18 protein-coding genes and 1 tRNA gene are annotated in these 25732 nt (G+C 54.6%); 12 read left to right on the forward strand and 7 right to left on the reverse strand.

What is annotated here, in order from left to right:
* Position 1: 1 nt before the first annotated feature.
* The gene (locus O9K67_RS03795; protein WP_061493172.1) at positions 2 to 1036 is read left to right on the forward strand and encodes an ABC transporter ATP-binding protein; all 1035 of its coding nucleotides are present in this window, start codon (positions 2 to 4) and stop codon (positions 1034 to 1036) included.
* A gap of 529 nt (positions 1037 to 1565) precedes the next feature.
* Complete coding sequence (locus O9K67_RS03800) at positions 1566 to 2648, forward strand: pectinesterase family protein (protein WP_061493173.1); 1083 nt, start codon at positions 1566 to 1568, stop codon at positions 2646 to 2648.
* 39 nt (positions 2649 to 2687) lie between these two features.
* Here O9K67_RS03800 and O9K67_RS03805 read toward each other — a convergent pair whose 3' ends face one another.
* Positions 2688 to 3275: a flavin reductase family protein gene (locus O9K67_RS03805; protein WP_061493174.1), complete on the reverse strand. Its 588-nt coding sequence runs from the start codon at positions 3273 to 3275 to the stop codon at positions 2688 to 2690.
* A 209-nt stretch (positions 3276 to 3484) separates the two neighbouring features.
* On the opposite strand from O9K67_RS03805, the gene O9K67_RS03810 reads away from it, so the two are divergent.
* The 3 genes from O9K67_RS03810 to O9K67_RS03820 are packed head-to-tail and all read left to right on the forward strand — an operon-like array spanning position 3485 to position 4539.
* Entirely contained in the window at positions 3485 to 3817 is a 333-nt protein-coding gene (locus O9K67_RS03810; protein ID WP_061493175.1) for a DUF1971 domain-containing protein, read from the forward strand.
* A gap of 10 nt (positions 3818 to 3827) precedes the next feature.
* A complete protein-coding gene (locus O9K67_RS03815) occupies positions 3828 to 4166 on the forward strand; it encodes a DUF1869 domain-containing protein (protein ID WP_061493176.1) in 339 nt (112 codons plus the stop codon).
* A 16-nt stretch (positions 4167 to 4182) separates the two neighbouring features.
* Positions 4183 to 4539 (forward strand): DUF1971 domain-containing protein, encoded by a 357-nt coding sequence (locus O9K67_RS03820; protein ID WP_061493177.1) that lies wholly within the window; start codon positions 4183 to 4185, stop codon positions 4537 to 4539.
* A 10-nt stretch (positions 4540 to 4549) separates the two neighbouring features.
* Here O9K67_RS03820 and O9K67_RS03825 read toward each other — a convergent pair whose 3' ends face one another.
* On the reverse strand, positions 4550 to 5419 hold the full coding sequence (locus O9K67_RS03825) for a LysR family transcriptional regulator (RefSeq protein ID WP_061493178.1): 870 nt from the start codon (positions 5417 to 5419) through the stop codon (positions 4550 to 4552).
* A 107-nt stretch (positions 5420 to 5526) separates the two neighbouring features.
* Between O9K67_RS03825 and budA the strand changes: the two genes are divergently transcribed.
* The 5 genes from budA to O9K67_RS03850 all read left to right on the forward strand — a co-directional run bounded on the left by budA (position 5527) and on the right by O9K67_RS03850 (position 9713).
* A complete protein-coding gene (budA, locus tag O9K67_RS03830; RefSeq protein WP_061493179.1) occupies positions 5527 to 6306 on the forward strand; it encodes an acetolactate decarboxylase in 780 nt (259 codons plus the stop codon).
* 21 nt (positions 6307 to 6327) lie between these two features.
* Positions 6328 to 8007, forward strand: coding sequence for an acetolactate synthase AlsS (gene alsS / locus O9K67_RS03835; protein WP_061493180.1), 1680 nt, complete (start codon positions 6328 to 6330; stop codon positions 8005 to 8007).
* A gap of 17 nt (positions 8008 to 8024) precedes the next feature.
* Positions 8025 to 8801 (forward strand): (S)-acetoin forming diacetyl reductase, encoded by a 777-nt coding sequence (locus O9K67_RS03840; protein WP_061493181.1) that lies wholly within the window; start codon positions 8025 to 8027, stop codon positions 8799 to 8801.
* 178 nt (positions 8802 to 8979) lie between these two features.
* Complete coding sequence (locus tag O9K67_RS03845; RefSeq protein WP_271044638.1) at positions 8980 to 9147, forward strand: hypothetical protein; 168 nt, start codon at positions 8980 to 8982, stop codon at positions 9145 to 9147.
* Positions 9148 to 9305: 158 nt separating this feature from the next.
* Positions 9306 to 9713 (forward strand): putative T6SS immunity periplasmic lipoprotein, encoded by a 408-nt coding sequence (locus O9K67_RS03850; RefSeq protein WP_061493182.1) that lies wholly within the window; start codon positions 9306 to 9308, stop codon positions 9711 to 9713.
* 159 nt (positions 9714 to 9872) lie between these two features.
* On the opposite strand, the gene O9K67_RS03855 is transcribed toward O9K67_RS03850, so the two are convergent.
* Complete coding sequence (locus O9K67_RS03855; RefSeq protein ID WP_061493183.1) at positions 9873 to 10586, reverse strand: 4'-phosphopantetheinyl transferase family protein; 714 nt, start codon at positions 10584 to 10586, stop codon at positions 9873 to 9875.
* A gap of 624 nt (positions 10587 to 11210) precedes the next feature.
* Between O9K67_RS03855 and O9K67_RS03860 the strand changes: the two genes are divergently transcribed.
* Positions 11211 to 19304: a non-ribosomal peptide synthetase gene (locus tag O9K67_RS03860; RefSeq protein ID WP_071889857.1), complete on the forward strand. Its 8094-nt coding sequence runs from the start codon at positions 11211 to 11213 to the stop codon at positions 19302 to 19304.
* Between the two features lie 289 nt (positions 19305 to 19593).
* Here O9K67_RS03860 and O9K67_RS03865 read toward each other — a convergent pair.
* Together O9K67_RS03865 and O9K67_RS03870 are read right to left on the reverse strand one after the other, a co-directional pair.
* Positions 19594 to 19669: transfer RNA gene (locus tag O9K67_RS03865), tRNA-Phe, on the reverse strand.
* Positions 19670 to 19774: 105 nt separating this feature from the next.
* Positions 19775 to 20491, reverse strand: coding sequence for a DUF554 domain-containing protein (locus O9K67_RS03870; protein WP_061493185.1), 717 nt, complete (start codon positions 20489 to 20491; stop codon positions 19775 to 19777).
* 401 nt (positions 20492 to 20892) lie between these two features.
* Here O9K67_RS03870 and O9K67_RS03875 point away from each other — a divergent pair, with 401 nt between their 5' ends.
* On the forward strand, positions 20893 to 23028 hold the full coding sequence (locus O9K67_RS03875; RefSeq protein WP_061493186.1) for an ornithine decarboxylase: 2136 nt from the start codon (positions 20893 to 20895) through the stop codon (positions 23026 to 23028).
* A gap of 93 nt (positions 23029 to 23121) precedes the next feature.
* Here the strand turns inward: O9K67_RS03875 and O9K67_RS03880 are convergent, their stop codons facing one another.
* Both O9K67_RS03880 and O9K67_RS03885 read right to left on the reverse strand, forming a co-directional pair.
* Positions 23122 to 23814, reverse strand: coding sequence for a response regulator (locus O9K67_RS03880; RefSeq protein WP_061493187.1), 693 nt, complete (start codon positions 23812 to 23814; stop codon positions 23122 to 23124).
* Positions 23804 to 25441 (reverse strand): ATP-binding protein, encoded by a 1638-nt coding sequence (locus O9K67_RS03885; protein ID WP_061493188.1) that lies wholly within the window; start codon positions 25439 to 25441, stop codon positions 23804 to 23806. Before O9K67_RS03885 ends, O9K67_RS03880 begins: the two co-directional genes overlap by 11 nt.
* Positions 25442 to 25732 lie beyond the last annotated feature (291 nt).

Consider the following 25732-nt stretch of genomic DNA (forward strand, 5'->3'; position numbering starts at 1 on the left):
GATGTTAGAACTCACGCATATTTCCAAAACATTTGGCGCCGTACGGGTACTGGACGATGTCAGCCTGACTATTCCACCTGGCAGCCGTACGGCGATTGTCGGGCCGTCCGGCTCCGGTAAAACCACGTTGCTGCGCCTGATAGCCGGGTTTGATGCGCCGGACAGCGGCCAGATTATGATGCAGGGAAAGCCGTTATTCGCCGACGGGCAGTGTGTTCCGGCCCATCAGCGCCGCATTGGTTTTGTACCGCAGGAAGGCGCGTTATTTCCCCATCTTCGCGTGGGGGAAAACATTGCCTGGGGATTGCGTGGCGCGCGCCAGGCGAAGCGCGATCGCGTGGCGGCCTTGATGGCAATGGTCTCTCTGGATGCGAAACTGGCCCGACGCTGGCCGCATGAGATTTCCGGTGGGCAGCAACAGCGTGTGGCACTGGCCCGTGCGCTGGCGCAGCAGCCCGCAGTGATGCTACTGGATGAGCCTTTTTCGGCACTGGATACCGGCTTGCGGGCGGCGACCCGTAAGGCCACGGCAGAACTGCTGACGCAGGCAGGTGTTGCGTCGATTTTGGTGACGCACGACCAGAAAGAAGCGCTCTCCTTCGCCAGCCAGATTGCGGTTATCCGCCACGGGCGTTTTACTCAGGTGGGGTCACCGTTTGAGGTCTATTCGCAACCTACGGATGAAGAAACTGCGCTGTTTTTAGGGGATGCGTTGATCCTCCCTGCGGAGGTCGCTGAGGGTAAGGCGCGTTGCCTGTTAGGTGAGGTGGCGGTCGACAGTGCCGCGGTGTGCGGTGCAAAACGGATCATGTTGCGTCCGGAGCAGATCCGCGTTCTGCCTTGTGACAATCAGCAGGCGGCCCCACAAGCGCAGATTGTCGGGATCGATTTTGCCGGTTATCTCTCTTCGCTGACGCTGCGCTTCGCACAGAGTGGTGAATCCCTCAGTTTGCAAACCGTGACGGATGCTGCCTGGTCGCCAGGTATGCAGGTCAATGTGCAGATCACTGGGCCTGCACGCGTGTTTGCTCGTTAATCTGAAGCCCGGCGTTCGCCGGGTTTTTTTCGATTGTGATATTTTTGAATTCGATCTCAAAACCGCGTTTCGTTATGTGTAAAACTTTGTTTCGTTTGTATCTCTATAAAAATAAGCACATATTTTTGGTCGGACTTCTGGCCGGATCCGCTTGGCGTCATCCGGCATTTTATTGAGCCTCATTTTCCAGGAACAGACACGCAGGATGACATCGGCGAGCTATCGCCGGGAGCCCTTGTTTCGGGAGAATGACAATGCAATACCTCTTGGGATTAAGCACCGTTATCTTGCCTGCCGGTAATGGCGGGCCATCAACATGCCTGTGCAGTGATGCTCCTCGCGCCCCTTGCATGGCTTCACTGCGGTTTACCCTGCAAAAAGACCGCGTGAATATCGCGAATATCACCCCCGTTAACCGACCGACTGGTCTCGGAAGTGGAAGCCGTTGCATCAATTGTCACCGCGCAGAGCCGTCAGACGCCAGAATTGAGCGCGCGTGCTGACAGGTTAAAACACGAAGGAGAGTCTGATGAAAACACTGTACTGTTCCGCGTCCGCGTTGCTATTAGCCTGCATAAGCGTTTCCGTCCAGGCGGCGGAGTGGAACGCCGTGGTCTCTGTTTCACCCAGGGCTGGCGAGTTCGCCACGATTCGCCAGGCGCTGGCGGCCGCACCGGACAGCGGCACGCCGTGGCGTATTCTGATAAAAGAGGGGCGCTGGAATGAGCGGCTGGTGATTGAAAAACCCGTCACGCTGGTAGGGGAGTCGAAAACGCTAACCCAGATTGAAGCCAACACACCCGCCGGGGCGTTAGATGATAGCGGGCAGAAGTTAGGCACCGGGCGTACCAGCACCGTTGAGATCCGCGCCAATAATGTGACGATTGAGAATCTGACCATCCGCAATAGCTTTGATTTCCCGGCCAATGCGGCGCTGCCGGATGGCGATGCGAAGAAGCTGAAGGATACCCAGGCTGTGGCGTTAATGGTGTCGGAAAATGTCGACAAAGCGCGCTTCCGTCATGTCCGGCTGGAAGGGTACCAGGACACGTTTTACAGCAAGAGCGGCAGTCGCAGTTATTTCACTGATTGTGAGGTCAGCGGGCATGTCGATTTTATCTTTGGCCCTGGCATCGCTGTGTTCGATCGCTGCGAGATCATTGCCCGTAACCGTAACGACACTGCCCCGCCGTATGGCTACATCATGGCTCCGGCCACACAGGCGGATGAGAAGTTTGGCTTGTTTATCATCAACAGCACGCTGAGCAAAGAGGCGGGTGTACCGGCGAAAAGCTTTGCGCTTGGGCGACCATGGCACCCAACGACGCAATTTAGCGACGGGCGTTATGCCGATCCGAACGCGATCGGTCTGGCAGCCTTTATCAACTGCGACATTGACGATCATATCTACGGTTGGGACAAAATGTCCGGCAAAGACAAAGCGGGGGAGAAGATCTGGTTTTATCCTGAAGATAGCCGCTTTTACGAGTCCGCAAACCGCGGGCCAGGGGCCGGGCAGGGAGGCGAAAGATATCAGCTAAGCGCTGCCGATGCTGCACAATATTCTCTCGCCGCCATCTTCGCCGATTGGGATAAAGGGTTGCTGGAGTAAACGCGCCAATGCCCCCGGTTGCGGGGGCATTAAGCCGGGTCAGTGACCGTATTTCACATTAAAACCCAGCGCGCTGCCGACGGTGTCGTACTCGCGGAAATTGAAAATCAGCGGCTTCCATTTGGTGGAATCCACCATGCCGTTTTCCCCCAACAGATGATCGTCAACCCACAGGTTAACAATATCCAGTTCGGCGAGGATAAAGCGCCCTTTATCGCTGGTGCTCACTAACCGACATTCGGCCTGAATCGGGCATTCTGCAATGCGCGGCGGTGCGACGTCCACGGATGCTTCGGCGTGCAGTCCGCTTTTACTGAATTTATCGTGGCAAATCTCAACGCCCCATTTGGTTTGTGCTTCCGACAAGGTATCACCGCCGGTCAGTCTGCCAATTTGCTCGACTTTCTCCCACTGGGTGTGATCGGGAATATTAATTACGGCATCGGAACCTGCCATCAAATTATGCCAGGTTTTACTTCCTTTGCTGATGCCAATAATCAGCTTTTCGCCAAGGGAAATAGAGGATGAAGCGGCGGAAATATTTGTGTTGCCATTACTATCTTGCGTGGTAACTAAAAATACAGGGAAGCCATAATAAAATGAATTCAACTTTGATTTGTTTTTCATGATGTCTTTGATGCCTTGTTTAAACAATCTAATGACTATTTTTCCCCCTCGATAGCGTGTTTTTCAATAACCCTTTCTGAGTACTGAAAACCCATAAAAATAACTACTAAAAAAGTGGTCCACAAATTTATAAAACAGGCATATGATATGCAACATATGTTTTTACCTTCCCGGCAGGCGCCGTTTGCTGAGAACCATGAGGATGAAACATGCAACGTATTGCGATACCCGTGGACTATGTCCACACCCGCACCACACCGTTCTGGACCAAAGAGACCGCGCCGGCGTCCATCTGGAAACGCCATCTTGATGCCGGTACCCGGCAGGGTGTCTATCCACGACTCAGTGTTCTACAAGGGGCGATCCGCTACTACGGCTACGCCGATGAAACCAGCCCCGAGCCCGTGGAAACGCTGACCATTAACGCCGGAGAATTTGGTGTATTCCCGCCGGAGAAATGGCACAACATTGAGGCATTATCCGATGACACGATATTCAGCGTGGATTTCTATGTTGACCCGAAAATTTTGATTGAAGGTTGAGGTATTCATTATGACCATTGAAAATAAAGGTTATTCTTTAGCGGTATCTAACCGCAGCAACAATGAAACCGAAGAAAAAGTGTATCTGAAACCGATGTCGTTATATGTTCCGGATGTGGCAGTCCAGGCCGTAATGGAACTCGTGGCACGGCTTTCTGAAGCTAAAAATAATGCCAGTGAGATTGTCCTGACGGTAACCAATAACAATAACGGTGTATCCGTAGATAAAGATTTTACCAGTATTAATGAATTAAAAGACCCGCTAAACGCTGCCGATTCGGTTAAAGAGCTGATTAATATTGTGCGTGGCTACGAATCCGATGAAGAAACCAACGTCTGCGGTTGGTAATACCGAGGAGGTTCCCATGGCATCAGGTATTCCTGTGCATTTTCGCCACACCCGCTCCACCCCGTTCTGGACGAAAGAGACGGTGCCGCATGCGCTGTTAACCCACCACAACACCCAAAAAGGCGTGTACGGCCGGCTATCGGTGATGCAGGGAGCAGTGAAATATTTCGGTTTCGCGAATGAGCATGACACCACGCCGGAAAGTGAAGTGGTGATCGAAGCAGGACACTTTGGCATCAGTCCGCCGCAGTACTGGCACCATATCGAACTGCTGACGGACGATACCTATTTCAATATCGATTTCTTTGCCGATCCCAATGAAGCGTTAGAAGGCAAAGGCATCGGGCAGGTGGTGAACACCCGACACGGCTAACGCGCCGGGGTTAAAAGTTGTCGATAAAGCGCCGCACGGCGGGGGAACGCTCAAACTTCCGCCATGCCAGCGCAATATCGGTCTTCAGCGTCTCTTCCATTTGGTGAAATGTTACCTGCGGATGGCTGATGCACGCCATTGACTGGGGAATGATGGCAAAGCCAAAGCCTGCCGCCACCATGCTCAAAGACGATGCGAATTGCGATGCCTGCTGCTGAGCGTCCATATTGATCCCCGCGCGCAGGCAGGCGTTATACACCAGCTCGTAAAGCCCCGGCGCCACCTCCTGCGGAAAGATCACCACCGGCGTTTTTTGCAGCTCAAACAGCGATAATTCTGTTTTGGCGGAGAGCGGGTGCGTGTGGTGCAGCGCAATAATCATCGGTTCTTCATCAATCAGCTTCAGATTGAACGACTTGCTGTTCTCGCAGGGCAAGCGGACAAACGCCACATCGATCAACCCCTCATCCAGTTCCTGCATCAGCGTCGCCATATTGTCCTCTTTCTGGTAGAGCGACACCTGCGGGTAGTCGTCTCTGAACCTTTGCAGTACCGAAAATATTTTGCCGTGGAAAGCGTTAGAGCTGGTCACTCCCAAATAGAGTTTGCCATTGATTCCCCGGGCAATGCCTTTGGCTTTTTCCAACGCGGCATCGCTCAGCGCCAGGATCTGGCACGCGTCTTCATAGAAAGCCTCACCGGCTTCGGTCAGTTCCACACCGCGCGTCAATCGGTAGAACAGCGGCGTGCCCACTTCCTCCTCCAGACGACGGATTTGCTGACTTAGTGGCGGCTGGGAAATTCCCAGCACTTCGGCGGCACGGGTGAAGTGTTGTGCCTGCGCAACGGCAACAAAATAGCGTAGATAACGAAGTTCCATATCGAAAACATCTCAAACCCTGATGCTTTGTATATTGGAATCCCCGGCTGAAGCGAGTCAATATTTTATCAGCTTTTCTGAACGACTACTCAGCGAGGGAAAAGAGGATGACTCATGTAAATGATTGTTGTTGTGAGGAAAATCTACGAGAAACATTTCGTGCTTTTTCCAGAAACAATCCAAATGGCGTGATATATCAAACATCGCTAATGAGTGCGCTGCTCAGCGGGGTGTATGAGGGGGAGACGACGATCAAGGCGTTGCTCGACCACGGTGATTTTGGGCTCGGTACTTTTAACGAATTGGACGGTGAGCTGATTGCTTTCAACAGTGAAGTTTATCAGCTGCGGGCGGATGGCAGTGCGCGGGAGGCGAGCCCGCAGCAGAAAACACCGTTCGCGGTCATGACCTGGTTTTTGCCACAGTACCGCCAGCAGTTTGATAAACCTGTCAGCCGGCAGCAACTGCACGACATCATCGATAAACAGATCCCGTCCGACAATCTCTTTTGTGCACTGCGCATTGATGGCCACTTTTGTCACGCCCATACCCGCACGGTTCCGCGCCAGACGCCGCCCTACCGCGCCATGACCGACGTGCTCGACGATCAACCGGTGTTCCGCTTCAACCAGCGCAGTGGCGTACTGGTGGGATTTCGTACACCGCAGCATATGCAGGGTATCAACGTTGCGGGTTACCACGAGCACTTTATTACCGACGATCGCCGCGGTGGCGGTCACTTGCTGGACTACCAGCTGGAGCACGGCACGCTGGCGTTTGGCGCCATTTACAAGCTGATGATCGATCTGCCTGCGGATGATGCCTTCCTGAACGCCGATCTGCATCCGGACAATCTGGATGCCGCCATTCGTTCCGTGGAGAGTTAAGCCCATTTCAAGGAGAGACTGATGAGCAGTGAAAACCGTACACACCAGTGGGCGCACGGCGCTGATATGATTGTGGGCCAACTGGAAGCTCAGGGCGTCAAACAGATCTTTGGCATTCCCGGCGCCAAAATCGATAAGGTTTTTGACTCCCTCCTCGATTCAACCATCCGCATTATCCCGGTGCGCCATGAAGCCAATGCGGCATTTATGGCCGCGGCCGTCGGGCGAATTACCGGCAAAGCGGGCGTGGCGCTGGTCACCTCGGGGCCGGGATGCTCTAACCTGATTACCGGGATGGCGACCGCCAATACCGAAGGGGATCCGCTGGTGGCGATTGGCGGCGCGGTCAAACGCGCCGACAAAGCCAAACTGGTGCATCAGAGCATGGACACCGTGGCGATGTTTAATCCCGTCACTAAATACGCCGTGGAAATTTCGTCGCCGGATGCCATCTCCGAAGTGGTGTCGAATGCGTTTCGCGCAGCCGAACAGGGAAGGCCAGGCAGCGCATTTATCAGTGTGCCGCAGGATATCGCCGACCAACCGGCAACTGGCGATATTCTTCCCGCCAGCGGTGTTCTGCAACTTGGCGCCGCGCCTGACGCCGCCATTGACGAGGTGGCAAAACGCATCGCCGCCGCGCAAAACCCGGTGTTTTTGCTCGGACTGATGGCCAGCCGGCAGGAGAACATTAGCGCGCTGCACCAGTTGCTGGAAAAGAGCCATATCCCCATCACCAGTACCTACCAGGCCGCCGGGGCCGTCAATCAACAGCATTTTACGCGTTTTGCCGGGCGTGTTGGCCTGTTCAATAACCAGGCGGGAGATCGGTTGCTGCGGCTGGCGGATCTGATCATCTGCATCGGTTACAGCCCGGTGGAATATGAACCGGCGATGTGGAATACCGGTGAGGCAAAACTGGTGCATATCGATGTGCTCCCGGCTTATGAGGAGCGCCACTACGTGCCGGACATTGAACTGGTCGGCGATATTTCCGCCACTCTGAGCAAACTGGCGGCGCGCATCGAAAAACCGCTGGTTCTCTCGCCGCGGGCCTCGGAAATTCTCATTGAACGTCGCAACCAGCGTGAATTGCTAAGCCGCCGGGGGGCGCAGCTGAGTCAGTTTGCGATTCATCCGTTGCGGATTGTGCGGGCTATGCAGGACATCGTGAATAACGACGTTACGCTGACGGTAGATATGGGGAGTTTCCATATCTGGATCGCCCGTTATCTCTACAGTTTCCGCGCCCGTCAGATGATGATTTCCAATGGTCAGCAGACCATGGGCGTCTCGCTGCCATGGGCGATCGGCGCCTGGCTGGTCAACCCCGGCCGGAAAGTGGTCTCCGTCTCCGGCGATGGCGGTTTCCTGCAATCCAGCATGGAGCTGGAAACCGCTGTACGTCTGGGCGCGAATATCCTGCACATCATCTGGGTGGATAACGCCTACAACATGGTGGCTATCCAGGAAGAGAAAAAATACCAACGGCTCTCCGGCGTGAATTTCGGCCCGGTGGATTTTAAAGCCTATGCTCAGGCGTTTGGCGCGGCCGGTTTTGCTGTGGAGAGCACCGCGGAACTGGAACCAACGCTGCGCGCCGCCATGGATATCGATGGCCCGGCAGTGGTCGCCATTCCGGTGGATTATAGCGACAACCCGCTGCTGATGAGCCAGCTCAATCTTAATCAGATTCTGTAAATAACCAGGAAAATGCTATGAAAAAAGTCGCATTTGTAACCGGCGCAGGCCAGGGGATTGGTAAAGCCATTGCCCTGCGTCTGGCCAATGACGGGTTTGCTGTTGCCGTGGCAGATTACAACGCGGAAACCGCCCATGCGGTAGCCGACGAGATCAATCACGCACATGGTAAGGGCAGCGCCATTGCGGTAACGGTGGATGTTGCCGATCGCGAGCGGGTTTTTGCCGCCGTAGAAGAGGCCAGGACAAAACTGCAAGGTTTTGATGTGATCGTCAATAACGCGGGCGTCGCGCCTTCTACTCCGATTGAGTCGATTACTGAAGCGGTGGTGGATAAGGTTTATAACATCAACGTGAAAGGCGTGATTTGGGGGATCCAGGCGGCTGTCAACGCGTTTAAAGCGGAAAAACACGGCGGCAAGATCATCAATGCCTGTTCGCAGGCCGGGCATGTGGGTAACCCGGAACTGGCGGTCTACAGCTCCAGTAAGTTTGCTGTGCGTGGTCTGACGCAAACCGCGGCGCGGGATCTGGCCCCGTTGGGGATTACCGTTAACGGCTATTGCCCGGGAATTGTTAAAACGCCGATGTGGGCGGAAATCGATCGTCAGGTGTCAGAAGCAGCAGGCAAACAACCGGGCTACGGTACGGAACAATTTGCCAAACGCATTACGCTGGGTCGCTTGTCGGAACCGGAAGATGTGGCGGCTTGTGTCTCATACCTTGCCGGGCCGGACTCGGATTATATGACAGGCCAGTCGCTGCTGATTGATGGAGGTATGGTGTTTAACTAACGGTTTTTGGCTCGGACACAGCCTTGCCTCCTGCGTTCGCGCCGGGGGCTTTTTTATTCCACTGTGTTGAAGGAAATCCATATGCGTTTTTCGGAAAACCAGCGCAAAAATTCTCGTTTTGGTTATGGAACGGTTTGCGCTTAACTGACAGGGTCAACGTTAACCGGAGAACGCGCTGATGAAGACAATGCTGCAACAATGGCTTAATCGCCTCACGCCTGCGCTGCCTGTGCGGGTGGAAGACGGGGAGTATGATTCAGGTCGCCATGTGGCGTTGCTGATTCCGTTCGGCCTGCTCTATGGCCTTGATTACCATCCGTCGGTATGGATTTACGATGAAAAATGAGCGCTTACATCTGGTCATGCGCTACAGCTACTGGAATGAACTGTGCGCGCTAATATAGAACCCGTCTGAAAACAGGCGGGTTTTTTTATGGACGCTGTCAGCACAGACGGTTCAGGCTTATACTGACCCGGTTTTTATCCCGACAGGAGTGGCAGCGTGTGAAACGGAATTTTCCCGTCATTTTTTTCCCCCTTTTTTTAACCGGTTGCCCGATGGGCGATCGTGTGCCCATGGTCTATTCCGCAAAACTGCTCATGGTGGCGAATTCGCTATGCATACAGGTTCAACCCGAGGGCCGCGAGCGGATGAGCAGTCTCTGGATTGAGGAAATTGGCAATCCGGAGCATCAATTGCAGAAATACAATATTGTGGATGTTCCTGTTTCTGTGCAGAAATGCCTTCCGACTTATGGTTATACCTTCCAGCCGGGGCGCGCCTACCATGTCTCCTTTATGCTGGAATCTCTCGACAAAAATAACGGCGGCCTTACGCCTGCCTCACGCTCCTTCTCCAATGGTTTCACAATCTGGATCAATGCTGGCGTATGGCAAGTGGCTGAATTATAAACAGTAAAAAGAAGAACGGATGAAATAGCCAGGCAACGTCATCTGGCTGTTCGTTATCCGTGCTCGACAATTATCGCTACGCCACATACAGCGTTGGTGAGGCCACTGCATACGAGAGAGGCAAACCGTGGCGCGGTGGGGGCGGAGGATCATCCGTGCTTATGCAACGAGTGTGATTACGCGGTCAGCCTGGAGGAGGTAATAACCTCTGATCCGATGTCCGCTCTTTCTCATCGGTGTCAACGATTGCGTCAGTTCGAGGGTGATGCACTGTGTTGCGGGTTCGATGGCGCAAACCCGTGCGGCGTCAAAGCCGAAAAAGCAGCCTACTTCCGGATACAGCGCTTTAAACATGCTCTCTTTGACGGAGAAGGTGATGAGCAACGCGGTTTCGTATGGAATACCGCAGCTGGCAAGCAGACTTTGCTCTTCGGCGTCAGTAAAGATATCTGCGGTTTCCCGCATGGTTTCCGGGGCAAGCATTTCAATATCAATGCCAGGCGTAAGGCCTGTGTTGTCGGGCGTGATGATGGCGATTGCATGACTCGCGGTATGGGAAAGACTGCCGCGCCAACCTGTGGGCCAGACAGGAGCCCGACTGGCGGCAGTACCAACATAACCAGCGCAGCCGGCATCTTGCAGTAATTGTCTTGCGGCATAGCGAACGGCAAGGTATTCCGCACGGCGTTTTAGCGCTGTTTTTTCCAGTTCTGCAGGAAAAGGGATTGCGTTTTCGCCAAATAACGCATCCTGATAAAGAGGCTCGTCGAACACCACATGGCAGTAGGCTATGGCAGGAAAGTGCGACACGACTCCCGCGTTGATTTGGCGAAAGAAAGACGGCTGTGAATGGGTAGCTAATAAAGTCAGCATATTTATGGCGACCAATAAAAGTTATTTACTGAGTTTCTCATTTATCTCTGCAAAGAGTAATAGCATTAAATTGACTTGTTGTTATTCATATAATTAATGTCTCTTTAAATATTATAGTTCGTATCTTTGTGAAAAGGGTAAATGCCATTAACAAGTAATGGTTGACGCAAAAGCGTAAAGAGAGGGGGTACAATCTTCTTGCCAAATTTTCCATTTGCCCTGTAAACTTGCCAGACATTGTTAATTTAATTGGTTGCTGTTGATTTTTTATGGTGAGGTTTGTTTTTGAATTTGTTTTTATAAGTTTCAATAAGTGTTGTTTGATATATTTTGCATGCTGTGAATGCTAAGGTGATGAGATGTTATTTAACTGCTCGCTTTAAACGCGTCTATATCAGTGTATGAGAATTTTCTTCATTCTCTATTGCACATTTCTTGTTCAGCTAAGAGCGCTTTCTGTAAGCTGTGTTAAAACATGTTTATCGAAAGGCTGTGGGTAATGATTAAACATCAGGAATAAAACATGTATTGATGAAGGATATCATTGGAACGATATCCTGTCTGATTAAAAATGAAATTCATTTAACACAATGATGTGGTTTTTATAAATTAGGGAAGAAAATCATGTGTATATCTCCTACTGATATTGCATCTGCACGTCATCTTTCACCGTTGAACAACAGCCCACTATCGCCAGGAGAGTGCTTCCCCCTCAGTTCTGCACAGCAGGCTATCTGGCTTGATCAATCACTCAATCCTGAGCTCACAAATTACAATATCGGCTGTGTCGTCGCGATAGAAGGGCATATCATTCCTGAGATCATGTCTCAGGCTTTTGAAGCCATCATTAAGCGTCATGATGCATTCCAAATAAATTTGGTTAACAGTGACACTCCAGCCCAATGTTTTGATAGTGCTACGCCTGCATTGTTGGAATATTATGACTTCTCAACGGTGGGTAACATATCCCAAAAAATTGCGCAATGTATAAGTGAAAATTTTCACAACCCCTTTGATTTAGATAAAGCCTTGTGGCGTTCGGCATTAATACGCAGCGGTGAAAATAGTTGGTATTGGCAATTCTGTTGCCATCATATTATTGCCGATGGGATGAGTTTGAGTCTGATTAATGCTGAGTTGGCTTATAATTATAGTCAACTGATACGGAAAGCAATGCCCTTAGATGATGAGGCACCTTCCTATGCTGATTTTATTACGGATGACGCGGCTTATCTTAATTCTAAACAATGTGTAAAAGATCTTGAATTCTGGCTTGAACGCTATGCGGCACATCCCCCTTCGCTATTCCAGCCGCTGATTTCTGCAAAAAAAATGGCGCCTTTGCAATCTGAGCCGGTTAATTGGGTATTGGATGGCGAACTTTTTCAGCGTATTGAGCAGGCTGCTGAGTCTCAAGGGTTATCGGTACTGCATTTTATGTATGCCGTTTTTGCCTGTTATTTCAAGCGAACCCAGGATATTGAAGATATCGTTCTCGGTATCCCATTACATAACCGCAGAAATGCGCGTCAAAAATTAGCCGTCGGTATGTATGCTTCTGTTATTCCCGTGCGCATAAAGTTAACGGCAGAGGATACTTTTGCCGAAATTATGCACAAAGCAGCGACCGAATTGCGTTATTGCTACAAGCATCAGCGCTTACCCATAGCGGAAATTCAGCGCAAAACAAAAATACACCAGAATACAGGCAGGGCGCATTTATTTGATATGACGTTATCGTATGAGCCTTACGTGGTAGATGTGCATATGGAGGGGGCGGTTGTGACATCCATCAAACCGCACCACAGAGCGCAATACCCTCTGGCGGTCACCATTAACCGATATGCATTCACCAGCAATGATAAGCAGAATCAGTCAGTTATCGTTGAATTTAATTACTCTGACGCTTATTTCACGACTGAGGATATTGTTGCGATTCAATCTCGCCTCGCCGTATTGCTGGAAGGGGCTTTGCAAGACCTCAACACACCGGTTTCGTGCTTGCCTGTTTTACCCGACCATGAACGCCAGCAAGTGTTACAGGCTCCCCATCCACTCGCAGGCAGCAGGGTGAATCATCTATTAATCCACGAAATGTTTGAGGCGCAGGTCCGGCAAAAACCATACGCTGTTGCTGCTGTTTTTGACGAAAAATTAATGACCTATGATGAGCTTAATCGCCGGGCGAACAGATTGGCTCATCATTTAATCGCCCTGGGGGTACGCCCGAATGATCGGGTGGCTATCCACCTTGAGCGTGGTCTTGAAATGGTGGTGGGGATCCTTGGTATTCTCAAAGCCGGCGGGGCTTATGTTCCCCTGGATCCGGTTTACCCTGGTGAACGTCTGATGTATATGCTTGAAGACGCCGCACCTGTCGCCTTAGTCACGCAATATTCTTTGGCGAATACGTTGGGCAAACAAATACCAACCGTGATGGTGGATGCTCCCCATTCCTCATCTGAAAATATTGAGGATGAGAACAACCCGGATCCTGCGTTACTCGGCCTCGCTACTCACCATCTGGCGTACGTGATTTATACCTCGGGTTCAACGGGGCGGCCTAAAGGCGTGATGGTTGAACATAGGAATGTTTCGCGTCTTTTAACGACAACACAGGCCCATTTTCATTTCACCCACAATGACAGATGGACGCTGTGCCACTCCTTCTCATTTGATTTTTCGGTATGGGAATTGTTTGGCGCATTATGTTCCGGCGGTCGGTTAATTGTTGTACCCACCGCATGCGCCAGATCGCCGCACACACTCTATGCGCTGTTATGCCGCGAGCAGGTCACCATCCTCAATCAAACTCCCAGTGCGTTTCGCCAATTGATTGCTGCGCAAGATACGACGCCACATACGCTGCGCTGTATCATTTTCGGCGGTGAAGCGCTTGAAATGCACTCCCTTCTCCCCTGGGTGGCCAGGGAATCCAATCGCAATACGCGTCTTATTAACATGTATGGCATAACCGAAATTACCGTACATGCCACCTATTATGCCATTCCTCTCTCAGACATTACCCCCCAGGGTGCGAGCCTGATTGGCACCCCTCTTGCCGATCTGCGCATCTACATTCTGGACGAACGGGGCCAGCCGGTGCCGGTCGGCGTGACGGGCGAGCTGTATATCGGTGGCGACGGGGTGGCGCGCGGCTACCTGAACCGTCCGGAACTGACGGCGGAGCGTTTCCTGGCAGACCCGTTTGCGGGCGGGGAGGGTCAGCGGATGTACCGGACCGGAGACCTGGGCCGCTGGCGGGCGGACGGCAACATAGAGTATCTGGGGCGCAATGACTTTCAGGTCAAGCTGCGCGGGTTCCGTATTGAGCCGGGGGAGACGGAGGCGGCCCTGGTGGCGTGCGACGGGGTGCGCGACGCGGTGGTAACGGTGCGGGAGGACACGCCGGGTGAGAAGCGGCTGGTTGCCTACCTGGTGGCGGAGCCGGGGCACACGCTGTCGCCGGGAGTGCTGCGGCGGCAGCTGTCACAGACGCTGGCGGAGTACATGCTGCCTGCGGCGTGGGTGACGGTGGCGGCGTTCCCGCTGACGGCGAACGGCAAGCTGGACCGGCGTGCACTGCCGGTGCCGGACAGTGCATCGGTGGTGACACAGGGGTATGAAGCGCCGGAAGGGGAGACCGAGCGGGAACTGGCCGCAGTGTGGTGTGACCTGCTGGGGCTGGAGCGCGTCGGCCGGCATGACAACTTCTTCGAGCTTGGCGGCCACTCGCTGATGATGGTCAGCCTGCTTGAGCGGCTGCGCCGCAGCGGGCGGGTGCTGGATATCCGCCGCGCGTTCGCCGCGCCGGTGCTGGCCGGCATGGCCCGGTGTGTCACCGCGCAGGATGAGACGGACGGGGACGTCCCGCCGTCGCGTATTCCCGCGCACTGCCGGGCCGTCACCCCGGCGATGCTGCCGCTGGTCACCCTGTCGCAGGCCGAAACCGACGCGGTGGTGGCCACGGTCAGCGGCGGGGCGGCCAACGTGCAGGACATTTACCCGCTGTCGCCGTTGCAGGAGGGGATCCTGTTCCACCACCTGCTGGAGGAGGAGGGGGACGCCTACCTGCTTTACAGCCTGCTGGCCTTTGACTCCGCGGCGCGGCGGACGGCGTTTCTCGGTGCCTTTCAGCAGGTCATTGACCGGCATGACATCCTGCGCACCGCCGTGTGCCGGGAGGGGCTGTCCGCGCCGGTGCAGGTGGTCTGGCGGCACGCGACGCTGCCGGTGACGGAATTTGTCCCGCAGGGGGAGGCGGCGCTTCCCGCACAACTGCGGGCACACATGGACCCGCGCCGGCGGCGCATCGACTTACGCCGGGCACCGCTGTTCCGGGCAGAGACGGCTTACGATGCGGCGCAGCAGCAGTGGCTGCTGGCGCTCAGCTTCCATCATCTGGTCTGCGACCACGTGACGATGGGGCTTATCTGCACGGAGATTGCTCACATCCTGGCGGGGAACGGTGCGGCGCTGCCCGCCCCGCAGCCGTACCGCAACTTTATTGCCCGGACGCTGCGGGTTCCGGCGGCGGAGCACGAAGCCTGGTTCCGCGCACAGCTGGCGGATGTCGACACCCCGACCGCCCCCTTCGGCATACTGAACACCCGGGAGAGCGGGGCGGAGACGGGGGAGGCGCGGCTGACGACGGATACGGCGCTCACGGCGGCGGTGGTGACGCAGGCGCGGCGTCTGGGGGTCAGTCCCGGCGTGCTGTTCCACACGGCGCTGGCCCGCGTGCTGGCGCAGCTCTGCGGGCGTGACGACGTGGTCTTCGGCACGGTGCTGGCGGGCCGTCTGCATGCCGGAGGCGCGGGCACGCCCGGTATGTTTATCAACACGCTGCCGCTGCGGCTTTCGCTGGCGGGGGAGGGCGTGCGGGATGCGGTGCTGAACACACGCAGTGCGCTGGCCGCACTGCTGGAGCATGAGCAGGCGCCGCTGTCGCTGGCGCTGCGGTGCAGCGGGGTGCCGCACCCGCTGCCGTTGTTCAGCACGCTGCTTAATTACCGCCACAGTCCCGGCGAAGGCGGTCCGGAAGGGCTGGCGGGGATGACCCTGCTGGCGTCGGAAGAGCGGACCAGCTACCCGGTCACCTTTTCGGTGGATGAGACCGGGGCGGGGTTCACCCTGACGGCGCAGACGGCGGCGGGGATAGCGCCGCAGCGGATGGCGGGTTACCTGCTGACGGCGGTATCCGGTCTGGTGTCGGCGCTGGAAAGCGAACCGCAGCGTCCGCTGACGGATATTCCCGTGCTGCCGGCGGACGAGCGGCGGGTGCTGCTGGAGGCGTTCAGTGGCACCCGCCGCGACTACCCGCAGGCGAGCCTTATCCACCGTCTGTTTGAGGCGCAGGTGCGGCGCACGCCGGAAGCGGTGGCGGTGGTGTGTGAGGGGGCGTCACTGAGCTACGACGCGCTGAACCGGCGGGCGAACCGGCTGGCGCACCGTCTGATGGCGCTGGGCGTGCGGCCGGATGCGCGGGTGGCGGTGTGTATGGCACGGAGTGCGGAGACGGTGGTGGCGCTGCTGGGGATCCTGAAGGCGGGCGGGGCGTACCTGCCGCTGGATCCGGCCAGTCCGGCGGGACGGCTGGAGAGGATGCTGGCGGATGCGGAGCCGGTGGCGCTGGTGAGCGTGAGCGGGCAGGGGGTGCCGCCGGGGTGTGCGGTGCCGCAGGTGTGGCTGGACACGCTGGCCGCTGACGGGGAGGCGGAAACGGAGTGCAACCCGTCCCCGGAAGGGCTGACGTCGCGGCATCTGGCGTATGTGATTTACACCTCGGGCTCCACCGGGCAGCCAAAAGGGGTGATGGTGGAGCACCGCAGTGTTATCAACCTGCATTCAGCGCTGAAGAGCAGGTTGGGTTTGCCACAACCGTGCCGCGTGACAATGAATGCCAGCATTGTCTTTGATGCGTCCGTACAGTGCTGGCTGCAACTGCTGTCGGGGCATACTTTAATCATTGTTCCGGAAGCCGTGCGCAAAGATAGCGGGGCATTTTTGCAATTCTTATTGCGCCATGATGTGGATGTTGTTGATTGCACCCCTGTTCAATTACAAGGGCTTCTTGAGGCTGGTTTGGGCGACATGCGTAACCCACAACCTCGATGGGTCCTTGTTGGCGGAGACGCGATCTCATCTTCAACATGGACAACATTGCAAACAATAAAGCAGATCCGTTTTTTTAATGTCTATGGCCCCACTGAATGCACCGTCGATGCCACTATCTGCTTGATTGACAACTGCCTTGCCCTCCCTGTTATTGGGCAACCTCTCGCCAATACACGCATCTATATTCTGGACGAACGGGGCCAGCCGGTGCCGGTCGGCGTGACGGGCGAGCTGTATATAGGCGGCGACGGGGTGGCGCGCGGCTACCTGAACCGTCCGGAACTGACGGCGGAGCGTTTCCTGGCGGACCCGTTTGCGGGCGGGGAGGGTCAGCGGATGTACCGGACCGGAGACCTGGGCCGCTGGCGGGCGGACGGCAACATAGAGTATCTGGGGCGCAATGACTTTCAGGTCAAGCTGCGCGGGTTCCGCATTGAGCCGGGGGAGACGGAGGCGGCCCTGGTGGCGTGCGACGGGGTGCGAGACGCGGTGGTGACGGTGCGGGAGGACACGCCGGGTGAGAAGCGGCTGGTTGCCTACCTGGTGGCGGAGCCGGGGCACACGCTGTCGCCGGGAGTGCTGCGGCGGCAGCTGTCACAGACGCTGGCGGAGTACATGCTGCCTGCGGCGTGGGTGACGGTGGCGGCGTTCCCGCTGACGGCGAACGGCAAGCTGGACCGGCGTGCACTGCCGGTGCCGGACAGTGCATCGGTGGTGACACAGGGGTATGAAGCGCCGGAAGGGGAGACCGAGCGGGAACTGGCGGCAGTGTGGTGTGACCTGCTGGGGCTGGAGCGCGTCGGCCGGCATGACAACTTCTTCGAGCTTGGTGGCCACTCGCTGATGGCGGTTCAGTTGCTGAATCGTCTGGCACGGGCCGGTATGGAAACCTCGCTGGCAATACTCTTTGCTCATCCGATATTGCGTCAGCTTGCCGTAGCCGTTAAACGCCCAGGGAAACTCACAACATCTCCTTTGGACGATAACCCGTTGCTGCTGCGTGCGGAGGGGACTCAGCCGCCGCTTTTCTTTGTGCATGAGCCTTCAGGCGATCCGCTGGTTTATTCGCCTCTCGCCTCATTACTTCAGGTCGATCGCCCGGTATATGTGCTGCACGCATTGGGCATGTATGCTCTGGAGAATCCGCCTACGTCACTGGAGGCGCTTGCTGCTTACCATGCAGAAGTCATCCGTCGCGTTCAGCCCCATGGGCCTTATTACCTCTGCGGTTGGTCATTAGGGGGGCTGCTAAGTTATGAAATAGCCTGTCAGTTGCATCAGCGCGGGGAGGAGATTGCTTTTATCGGGATGATCGACAGTTATCACCCCGCTTTGCTGCAGAATAGCGCTTTCGACGCGCTTTCCGCAGCGGAACAAAGAGATGCAATGATACTGACGTTTTTATCCAACTATGTGCCGGAGAGCGACCGGGCGGTATTAGCGCAACTTCAACGACCGATTGATGAGAAAAAAGCCGTTGACCTCTGTTCTTTTCACCGCTGGTTACCCGACGATATGACCTGTGAAGCACTGTTGCTGCGGTTAAATACGGCGCTTTATATCAGGCCGCTCGGGCTGAAATACAGGCCGTCGTCCTCAGACTTTACTGTCAATTTGTACACGGCAGAGACGCAGGAAAACGAGGACAGATGGCGTGGTTGGCACGGCATTGTGGGTGAGCGCTCATCACTGCATCCGGTAGGAGGAACCCATCACTCCATCATGCAGCAACCCCGGCTTGCACAATTGGCAGCGTATCTGTCTGCACATCTGTTGCCTCAGACGCCCTATAACCCGGTAGTGATCATGCACGAGGGGGTAAAAACAGAGCCGCCACTTTTTTGCATACCCGGCGCGGGGGCGTCTGCGTTCAGTTTTCTCGATCTTGCGGGGCTTTTGCCTGTCAGCTCACCGGTTTATGTATTGCAGGCCCGGGGATTAACCGAGGTTACCCGCATGCCTCACCTGACGGTTGAAGAGACAGCGCGCGACTATATTTATGCAATGCGGCAAATACAGCCGTGCGGGCCTTACTTCGTTGTCGGCCACTCGTTTGGCGGCTGGATCGCGCTGGAAATTGCACTGCAATTACAGGCGCAGGGTGAAAGCGTTTCCGATCTGATTGTGATTGATAGCAGGGCGCCGGGAAGTAAACAATCGGCCTCTCATCGTGAGGCGATAATGAAGTTGATTGATATTTATAACTTAATGCTGAACCGGACTCTTCCTGTGACGTGGGAAGAGTTATCACCCCTGGCACCGAAAGAGCAACTTGGCTATTTGCATCAGGTTCTGGTGGATGCCGGTTTATATACAAACAAAACGCCGCTTTCCGCACTGGAGGGGGTATTTCAGGTCATAAAAGCGAACTTAAACACGTCGTATTACCCGGCGACTCGCTACCGCGGGGTGATGCATATGATTAATGCCCAGGAGGGGGACTGCGTAGCAAGAGAAAAACATAATGCGGTGTGGTCTGCATATGCAGAGCGATTAACTCCTCTGCTCAACCCTGGTAATCATATGACCATGCTGACCATGCCCTTTGTGGCAAAGCTTGCCGATTACATCACAACTGTGATGAGTCAGACCCGCGACTGAGATTCCTCTGTTGTCACCCAAAACCACCTCCGCGGAGGTGGTTTTTTTATCATTGAACGAAATTCGATGGAGAGTCCGGAAGCAGAAAAGCAAAAACCCAGCCATAGGCTGGGTTCTCTGAATAAGTGGTGCCCGGACCCGGACTAACGCCGCAGGCGTTGAACAGCGCGCTTGTCGCGCTGGCCCCGAAGGGGTGAGCCGCTTGCGGCGAATAATCGAACGAAGTTCGATGGAGAGTCCGGAAAACAGAAAGCAAAAACCCAGCCGTAGGCTGGGTTCTCTGAATAAGTGGTGCCCGGACTCGGAATCGAACCAAGGACACGGGGATTTTCAATCCCCTGCTCTACCGACTGAGCTATCCGGGCAACGGGGCGCATTAAACCTGATTCACCGCGCTCCGTCAACGAAATTTCTTTAATTCGTTGCAGACTGCACAATCTATCACCACTTTGTTGAAAACGCACGCCGTGTCAGGCAAAAAACGCTGTCCACAGTGCGGAAATCGGCATGGCGATCACCAGTGCAGGCAGCATATTCGCCACGGCAAACATCTTAATCCCGCAAATGCGCAGCCCGGTTGCCAGCAGCAAAATTCCGCCCACAGCAGTGAAATCTCCCATCATGGCGGGCGTGGTCAGCGGCAGGATGAGTGTTGCGCAGGTGGCGAGCGTAAGCTGAATAATCAGCATCGGTACGCAAATGATCGCCACGGCAAACCCGAGCGAGGTGGCAAAGATAACCGCCGTAAAGAAATCCAGAAACGCCTTGGCGATAAGAATGCTTGGATCGCCGGTCATCCCTTCGCGCATCGCGCCAAAAATCCCGGTGCCGCTGGCGCAGAACAGAATAATGATGGCCACCAGACTCTGAATAAACGATTCATGCGCGCTATTGGCTTCGCCGCTTTTGCGCTTTAGCACCAGGTTGCGCAGGGCGTTAACGCCACCGCTGATCCCGCGCTCAACGTAACACAGCTCGCCAATTAATGTGCCGACCAGCGTGGCGAGCACCATCACCGGCAGGTTGACACACTTGATCACCAGCAAAACACCGATCCCCAATGATGCGAGGCCGAATATCGATGGCATAGAAGAGCGTACGCGCTCCGGCAGACGGTGGCTGAGCAGCGCACCGAGGCTACCGCCGATTAAAACGGCAGCAGCATTAATAAAGGGACCCGTTAACACACCCTCTCTCCCTGATGTTCATAAAACTGAATAAGATAACGCACAGAATAGCATTTTTATGCGGTTGAGCCGCCCCGTTGGTTGCACCACCCGGGGAAAGATGCCATGATTGCGCGAATTTTCCTCTACCTTCACGGGGCTGCCTGATGACGTACATTAACACTGTTTGTCACACGCTTTACGCCAGCATGCGAATGGGCGCCCGTATCGTTTTGTCCCCTACGTCTCTCACCATGCGGTGAGGGTATCGTACGCTCACTGTAGGACAACAGTAAGATCAGAAGCTGTCTGCTTTTACTGATGTCTGGCGGTCGGAGCTGGTCCCAGTCAGACACGTTCGTTGGGTGAAGCCACCGCTTTGCCCGGGGTCTTTTACTCCCCTGAAACGGGTATTCGTGCTTATGAAATCAATGAAAATTGCCGTCAGCCGTGAGCTGGTGTCCCAACTTTCCACTCACCGCGAAGCCGTGACGCTGGACAGTACCGATTTTACGGATGTGGCGGCAGTCGTCATGACGGTGGCGGAGAGTCATAGTGGCATTCTGGCGTTGCTGAAACGGACTGGCTTTAATCTGCCGGTGTTCTTGTTTGCTAACGAGCCTGTTGAAATGCCGGACGGTGTAACGGCAGTGATCGGCGGTAAAGCGCAGGACTGGCTGGAGCTGGAAACTGCCGCCTGCGATTATGAAGACCATCTGTTGCCACCCTTTTTCGATACGCTGCGCCAGTACGTTGAGATGGATAACAGCACCTTTGCTTGCCCCGGACATCAGCACGGCGCGTTTTTTAAAAAGCACCCGGCCGGGCGACAGTTCTATGATTTTTTCGGTGAAAACGTCTTTCGCGCCGACATGTGCAACGCGGATGTCAAACTGGGCGACTTGTTGATCCATGAAGGATCCGCCAAGCATGCGCAAAAATTTGCCGCCAAAGTGTTTAACGCTGACAAAACCTATTTTGTGCTTAACGGCACTTCCGCCGCCAACAAAGTGGTAACGAACGCGCTGTTGACGCGTGGCGACCTGGTGTTGTTCGACCGCAATAACCACAAATCCAACCATCATGGCGCGCTGATCCAGGCGGGTGCGACGCCGATCTATCTTGAAGCCGCGCGTAATCCGTTTGGTTTTATCGGTGGTATTGATGAGCATTGCTTTGATGAAAAATATCTGCGCGATGCGATCCGCGAAGTCGCCCCGGAAAAAGCTAACCAGCCGCGCCCGTTCCGCCTGGCGGTGATCCAGCTTGGCACATACGATGGCACCATTTACAACGCCCGCCAGGTGATCGACAAAATCGGCAGCCTGTGTGATTACATTCTGTTTGACTCCGCGTGGGTGGGCTACGAGCAGTTTATTCCGATGATGGCGGATTGCTCGCCGCTGCTGCTGGAGCTCAATGAAAATGATCCGGGGATCTTCGTCACCCAGTCAGTGCACAAACAGCAGGCGGGGTTCTCGCAAACATCGCAGATCCATAAAAAAGATAACCACCTGCGTGGTCAGGCGCGTTTTTGCCCGCATAAGCGGCTCAACAACGCCTTTATGCTGCATGCGTCCACCAGTCCGTTTTACCCGTTGTTCGCAGCGCTGGACGTTAACGCCAAAATTCACCAGGGCGAGAGCGGTCGCCGCCTGTGGGCAGAGTGCGTGACTCTGGGGATTGAAGCGCGCAAAGCGATCATCGCCAACTGCAAAATGATCAGGCCATTTGTGCCGCCAGAAATCGCCGGTCGACCGTGGCAGGATCATCCTACGGAGAATATTGCCCGCGAACGTCGTTTCTTCAGTTTTGAACCGGGCGATAAATGGCACGGGTTTGAGGGCTATGCGCGGGAACAGTACTTTGTTGATCCCTGCAAGCTGCTACTGACCACGCCAGGTATTGATGCTGAAACCGGCGAGTACACAGAGTTCGGTATTCCGGCGACCATTCTTGCGCACTTCCTGCGCGAAAACGGCATTGTGCCGGAGAAGTGCGATCTCAATTCAATCCTGTTCCTGCTGACACCAGCGGAAAGCGAAGAGAAGATGGCGCAACTGGTGGCGATGCTAGGTCAGTTCGAACAGCATATTGAAGACGATACGCCGCTGGCGGATGTGCTGCCGACCATCTTCAACAAATATCCGGTGCGTTACCGCGATTACACGCTGCGCGAACTGTGCCAGGAGATGCATGATTTATATGTCAGCTTCGGGGTGAAAGATCTGCAAAAAGCGATGTTCCGCAAAGAGAGCCTGCCCCCAGTGGTGATGAATCCGCAGGATGCCAACAGCGAATTTATTCGTGGCAATGTGGAATTGGTGCGCATCAGCGAAGCGGAAGGGCGTATTGCCGCTGAAGGCGCGCTCCCGTACCCACCGGGGGTGCTGTGTGTGGTGCCGGGGGAAGTATGGGGTGGCGCGGTGCAACGCTATTTCTTGGCACTGGAAGAGGGCGTAAATCTGTTGCCGGGCTTCTCGCCGGAATTGCAGGGCGTCTATTCCGAAACGGATGCGGACGGGATCAAACGTTTGTACGGGTATGTGTTGAAGTAGTTTTTCCCCTCACCCCAGCCCTCTCCCCTGAGGGGAGAGGGAGATGTGTATGGCGCTGTTTTCCATCCTCTCCCCTTGGGAAGAGGGCAATCATCACGCGGCTACGCGCCGGTACATACGGCGTGGATGCCCAATCTTGCCGTATTGCATCTCCACCGCCAGAAAACCCGCCTCCACGCAGTGTTCCAGGTAGCGTCGGGTAGTGGTTTTACTCAGCCCCGTTTCGCTTACTACTTCATCAACGGAAAAACAGCGTTCAGCCTCATCAGCAAACAACTTTTGCACCAGCGCCAGCGTATTCTCTTCAATACCTTTACTGCCGTTATCCTGGCGGTAGTTTTTGGCCTGTAGCTGATAGAGCGAGTCGACGTTCTGCTGGTCGACGATTTTCCATACCCGTTGCTGCTCGGCAAATTGCACAAAACGCTCCAGCGACTGGCTTAACCGCTTCCAGGACACCGGTTTGAGGATATAGTCGAAAGCGCCGTTGCGGATAGCCAGGCTACAGGTGTCCATGTCGCTGGCGGCGGTGATAAAAATGACCGAACAGTTGGCGCGGGTAATCAGCGGATCGCTGATAAGCGTAATGCCTTTACCGTCCGGCAGGTAATTGTCGAGTAAAACCAGTTGCGGCTGCGTACTGTTCAGCAACACCTTTGCTTCGGCAAGGGATGAGGCAATGCCCACCAGACGTAAACGCGGATGTTTGCTGATCAGTTCAGCATGAAGCTGCGCAAGCGCGTTTTCATCTTCTACTATCAGCACGTCTATCAGTTCATGTCGCATAATTCTGATCTTCCAGGGTCGGTACGGGACGCTGTACGTTGCCCGCTTCAGGAATAAACAAAGAAAAAATCGCACCGCGGGGATCGTTATCAGAAACGTCGATCGATCCGCCTACCTGTGTCACATAACTGGCGATCAAATAGAGGCCAATACCATGATCGCCACTGTGTTTGGTGGTCATCCCGCGTTCAAAAATGTGCTCGCGAATAGTCGGGTCGATACCAATACCGCGATCCGCTACTTCAATAATCAGCTCCCGTTCATTCAGCAGGATCAATACTTCCACCGGTTCGTGCGGCAGCGCTGCACGCTGCGTTGCCTCAATGGCGTTATCCAGCAGATTGCCGATGATCGAGATCAGTTCCGCTTCCCCCAGCGCGAGACAGGCGCGATCCATCCTGCACAGCGGATCAAACGCCAGTTCGACGCCTTTTTCACGGGCGCGCGCCGCTTTGCCCAACAGCAGCCCGCATAAGGTCGGCGAGCTAAAACGCGACGAGATAAAGTCCAGCAATTCCTGCGCGTGCTCAGACTGCGCCTGAATGTAACGCACCGCCTCGTCGTAACGCTCCATATGCAGCAGACCCGAGAGTGTGGTCATGCGGTTTAATTGCTCGTGGCGCATAATGCGCAGGTTATCAACATAGCGTTTAACCTGACTGAGTTGCGCGCTGAGGCTGTCTATCTCATTGCGGTCGCGGAAGGTGATTACCCAGCCCTGTAATTTATCCTCCAGCATAATGCGCACCCGACTGGCGATCACTGTTAAGGTGTTAAAACAGCAGATCTCATCGTGGGTGTCGTGCTCCAGCATCACCGTGCGGGTGAAAAAGGGCACCGGTGCAATCACGTCGCCAATGGCAAGTCCGCGCAGGGCACGGGTAGGTTGGCTCAGTCCCAACAGTTTGCGCGCGGCCTGGTTTATCACCTCAATGCGCAGTTCGCTGTCGACGGCGATCACCCCTTCATAAATGGACTCCATCATTGCTTTTTGCTGGCGCACTAACAGACCAATTTCCCGCGGTTCCAGCGAGAAGATCTGTTTTTTAATTCCGCGGGTGAAAAACCAGGAAAAGATAAAGAGCGCGACGAGCAGCAACACGGCAGCAATAAAAATATTGATCGCTTTGCCAAGCGTAATAGTATCCAGATAGCTGGTCAGATATCCCACGGAAACAATTCCCACGACCTGCCCGTTATCGTCGAATATCGGCGCTTTACTGCGCAGGGAAATACCTAAGCCTCCTTTGCGGATCGTGGTGGTAGTTAAACCTCGCAGCACTTCTTCGTTATCGCCGCCTATCAGCGTCTTACCCACAACATTGGCATGCACCGAGTGAAATAAATGCAGGCCCTTATTATCACCGATAACAATAAAGCTGGCGTCGCTGTGGGATACAACCTGATGCATAAACTGGGTAATTGCCGGAATATCTTTTTCAGCAACGGCCTTGCGTAAATTCGGAATAATCGCTATTTCTTCAGCTTGTATTTTTGCTCTGACGCTCATTTCCTGGTATAGCTGACGACCGACATCCTTGTAATAATAAACCCCCAGCAAGGCAAAAAGGCCGGAGAAGAAAAGCACCAGCGAAATAAAAAGTTTGATTTGAAAGGATACTTTCATGACGGTACGCACAGCAGCTAACAATGCGCCAATGTACCATCTTTTTTTGCTGCCGTACGCAGTTTACTGGAAACTTGTGATCCCTTGCACAGCAAGCGCTGACGCTGAAAAACGGCCTGTTAAATATTCTTTTTGGGAAATGTTATTAAGTTGTATTTCTATATATAAAAACCATAAAAACCACGCGCATTATTAAGGCGTAAATCACACAAAATAAAAGAAACCATAAAAACCATAGGCGCCATTAAAACTCCAATTTTATTATGCAGCTCCTCACATAAAGTGTGTGTT

Origin of the sequence: Kosakonia oryzendophytica, assembly GCF_027886705.1 — a bacterium.
GTDB lineage: Bacteria > Pseudomonadota > Gammaproteobacteria > Enterobacterales > Enterobacteriaceae > Kosakonia > Kosakonia oryzendophytica.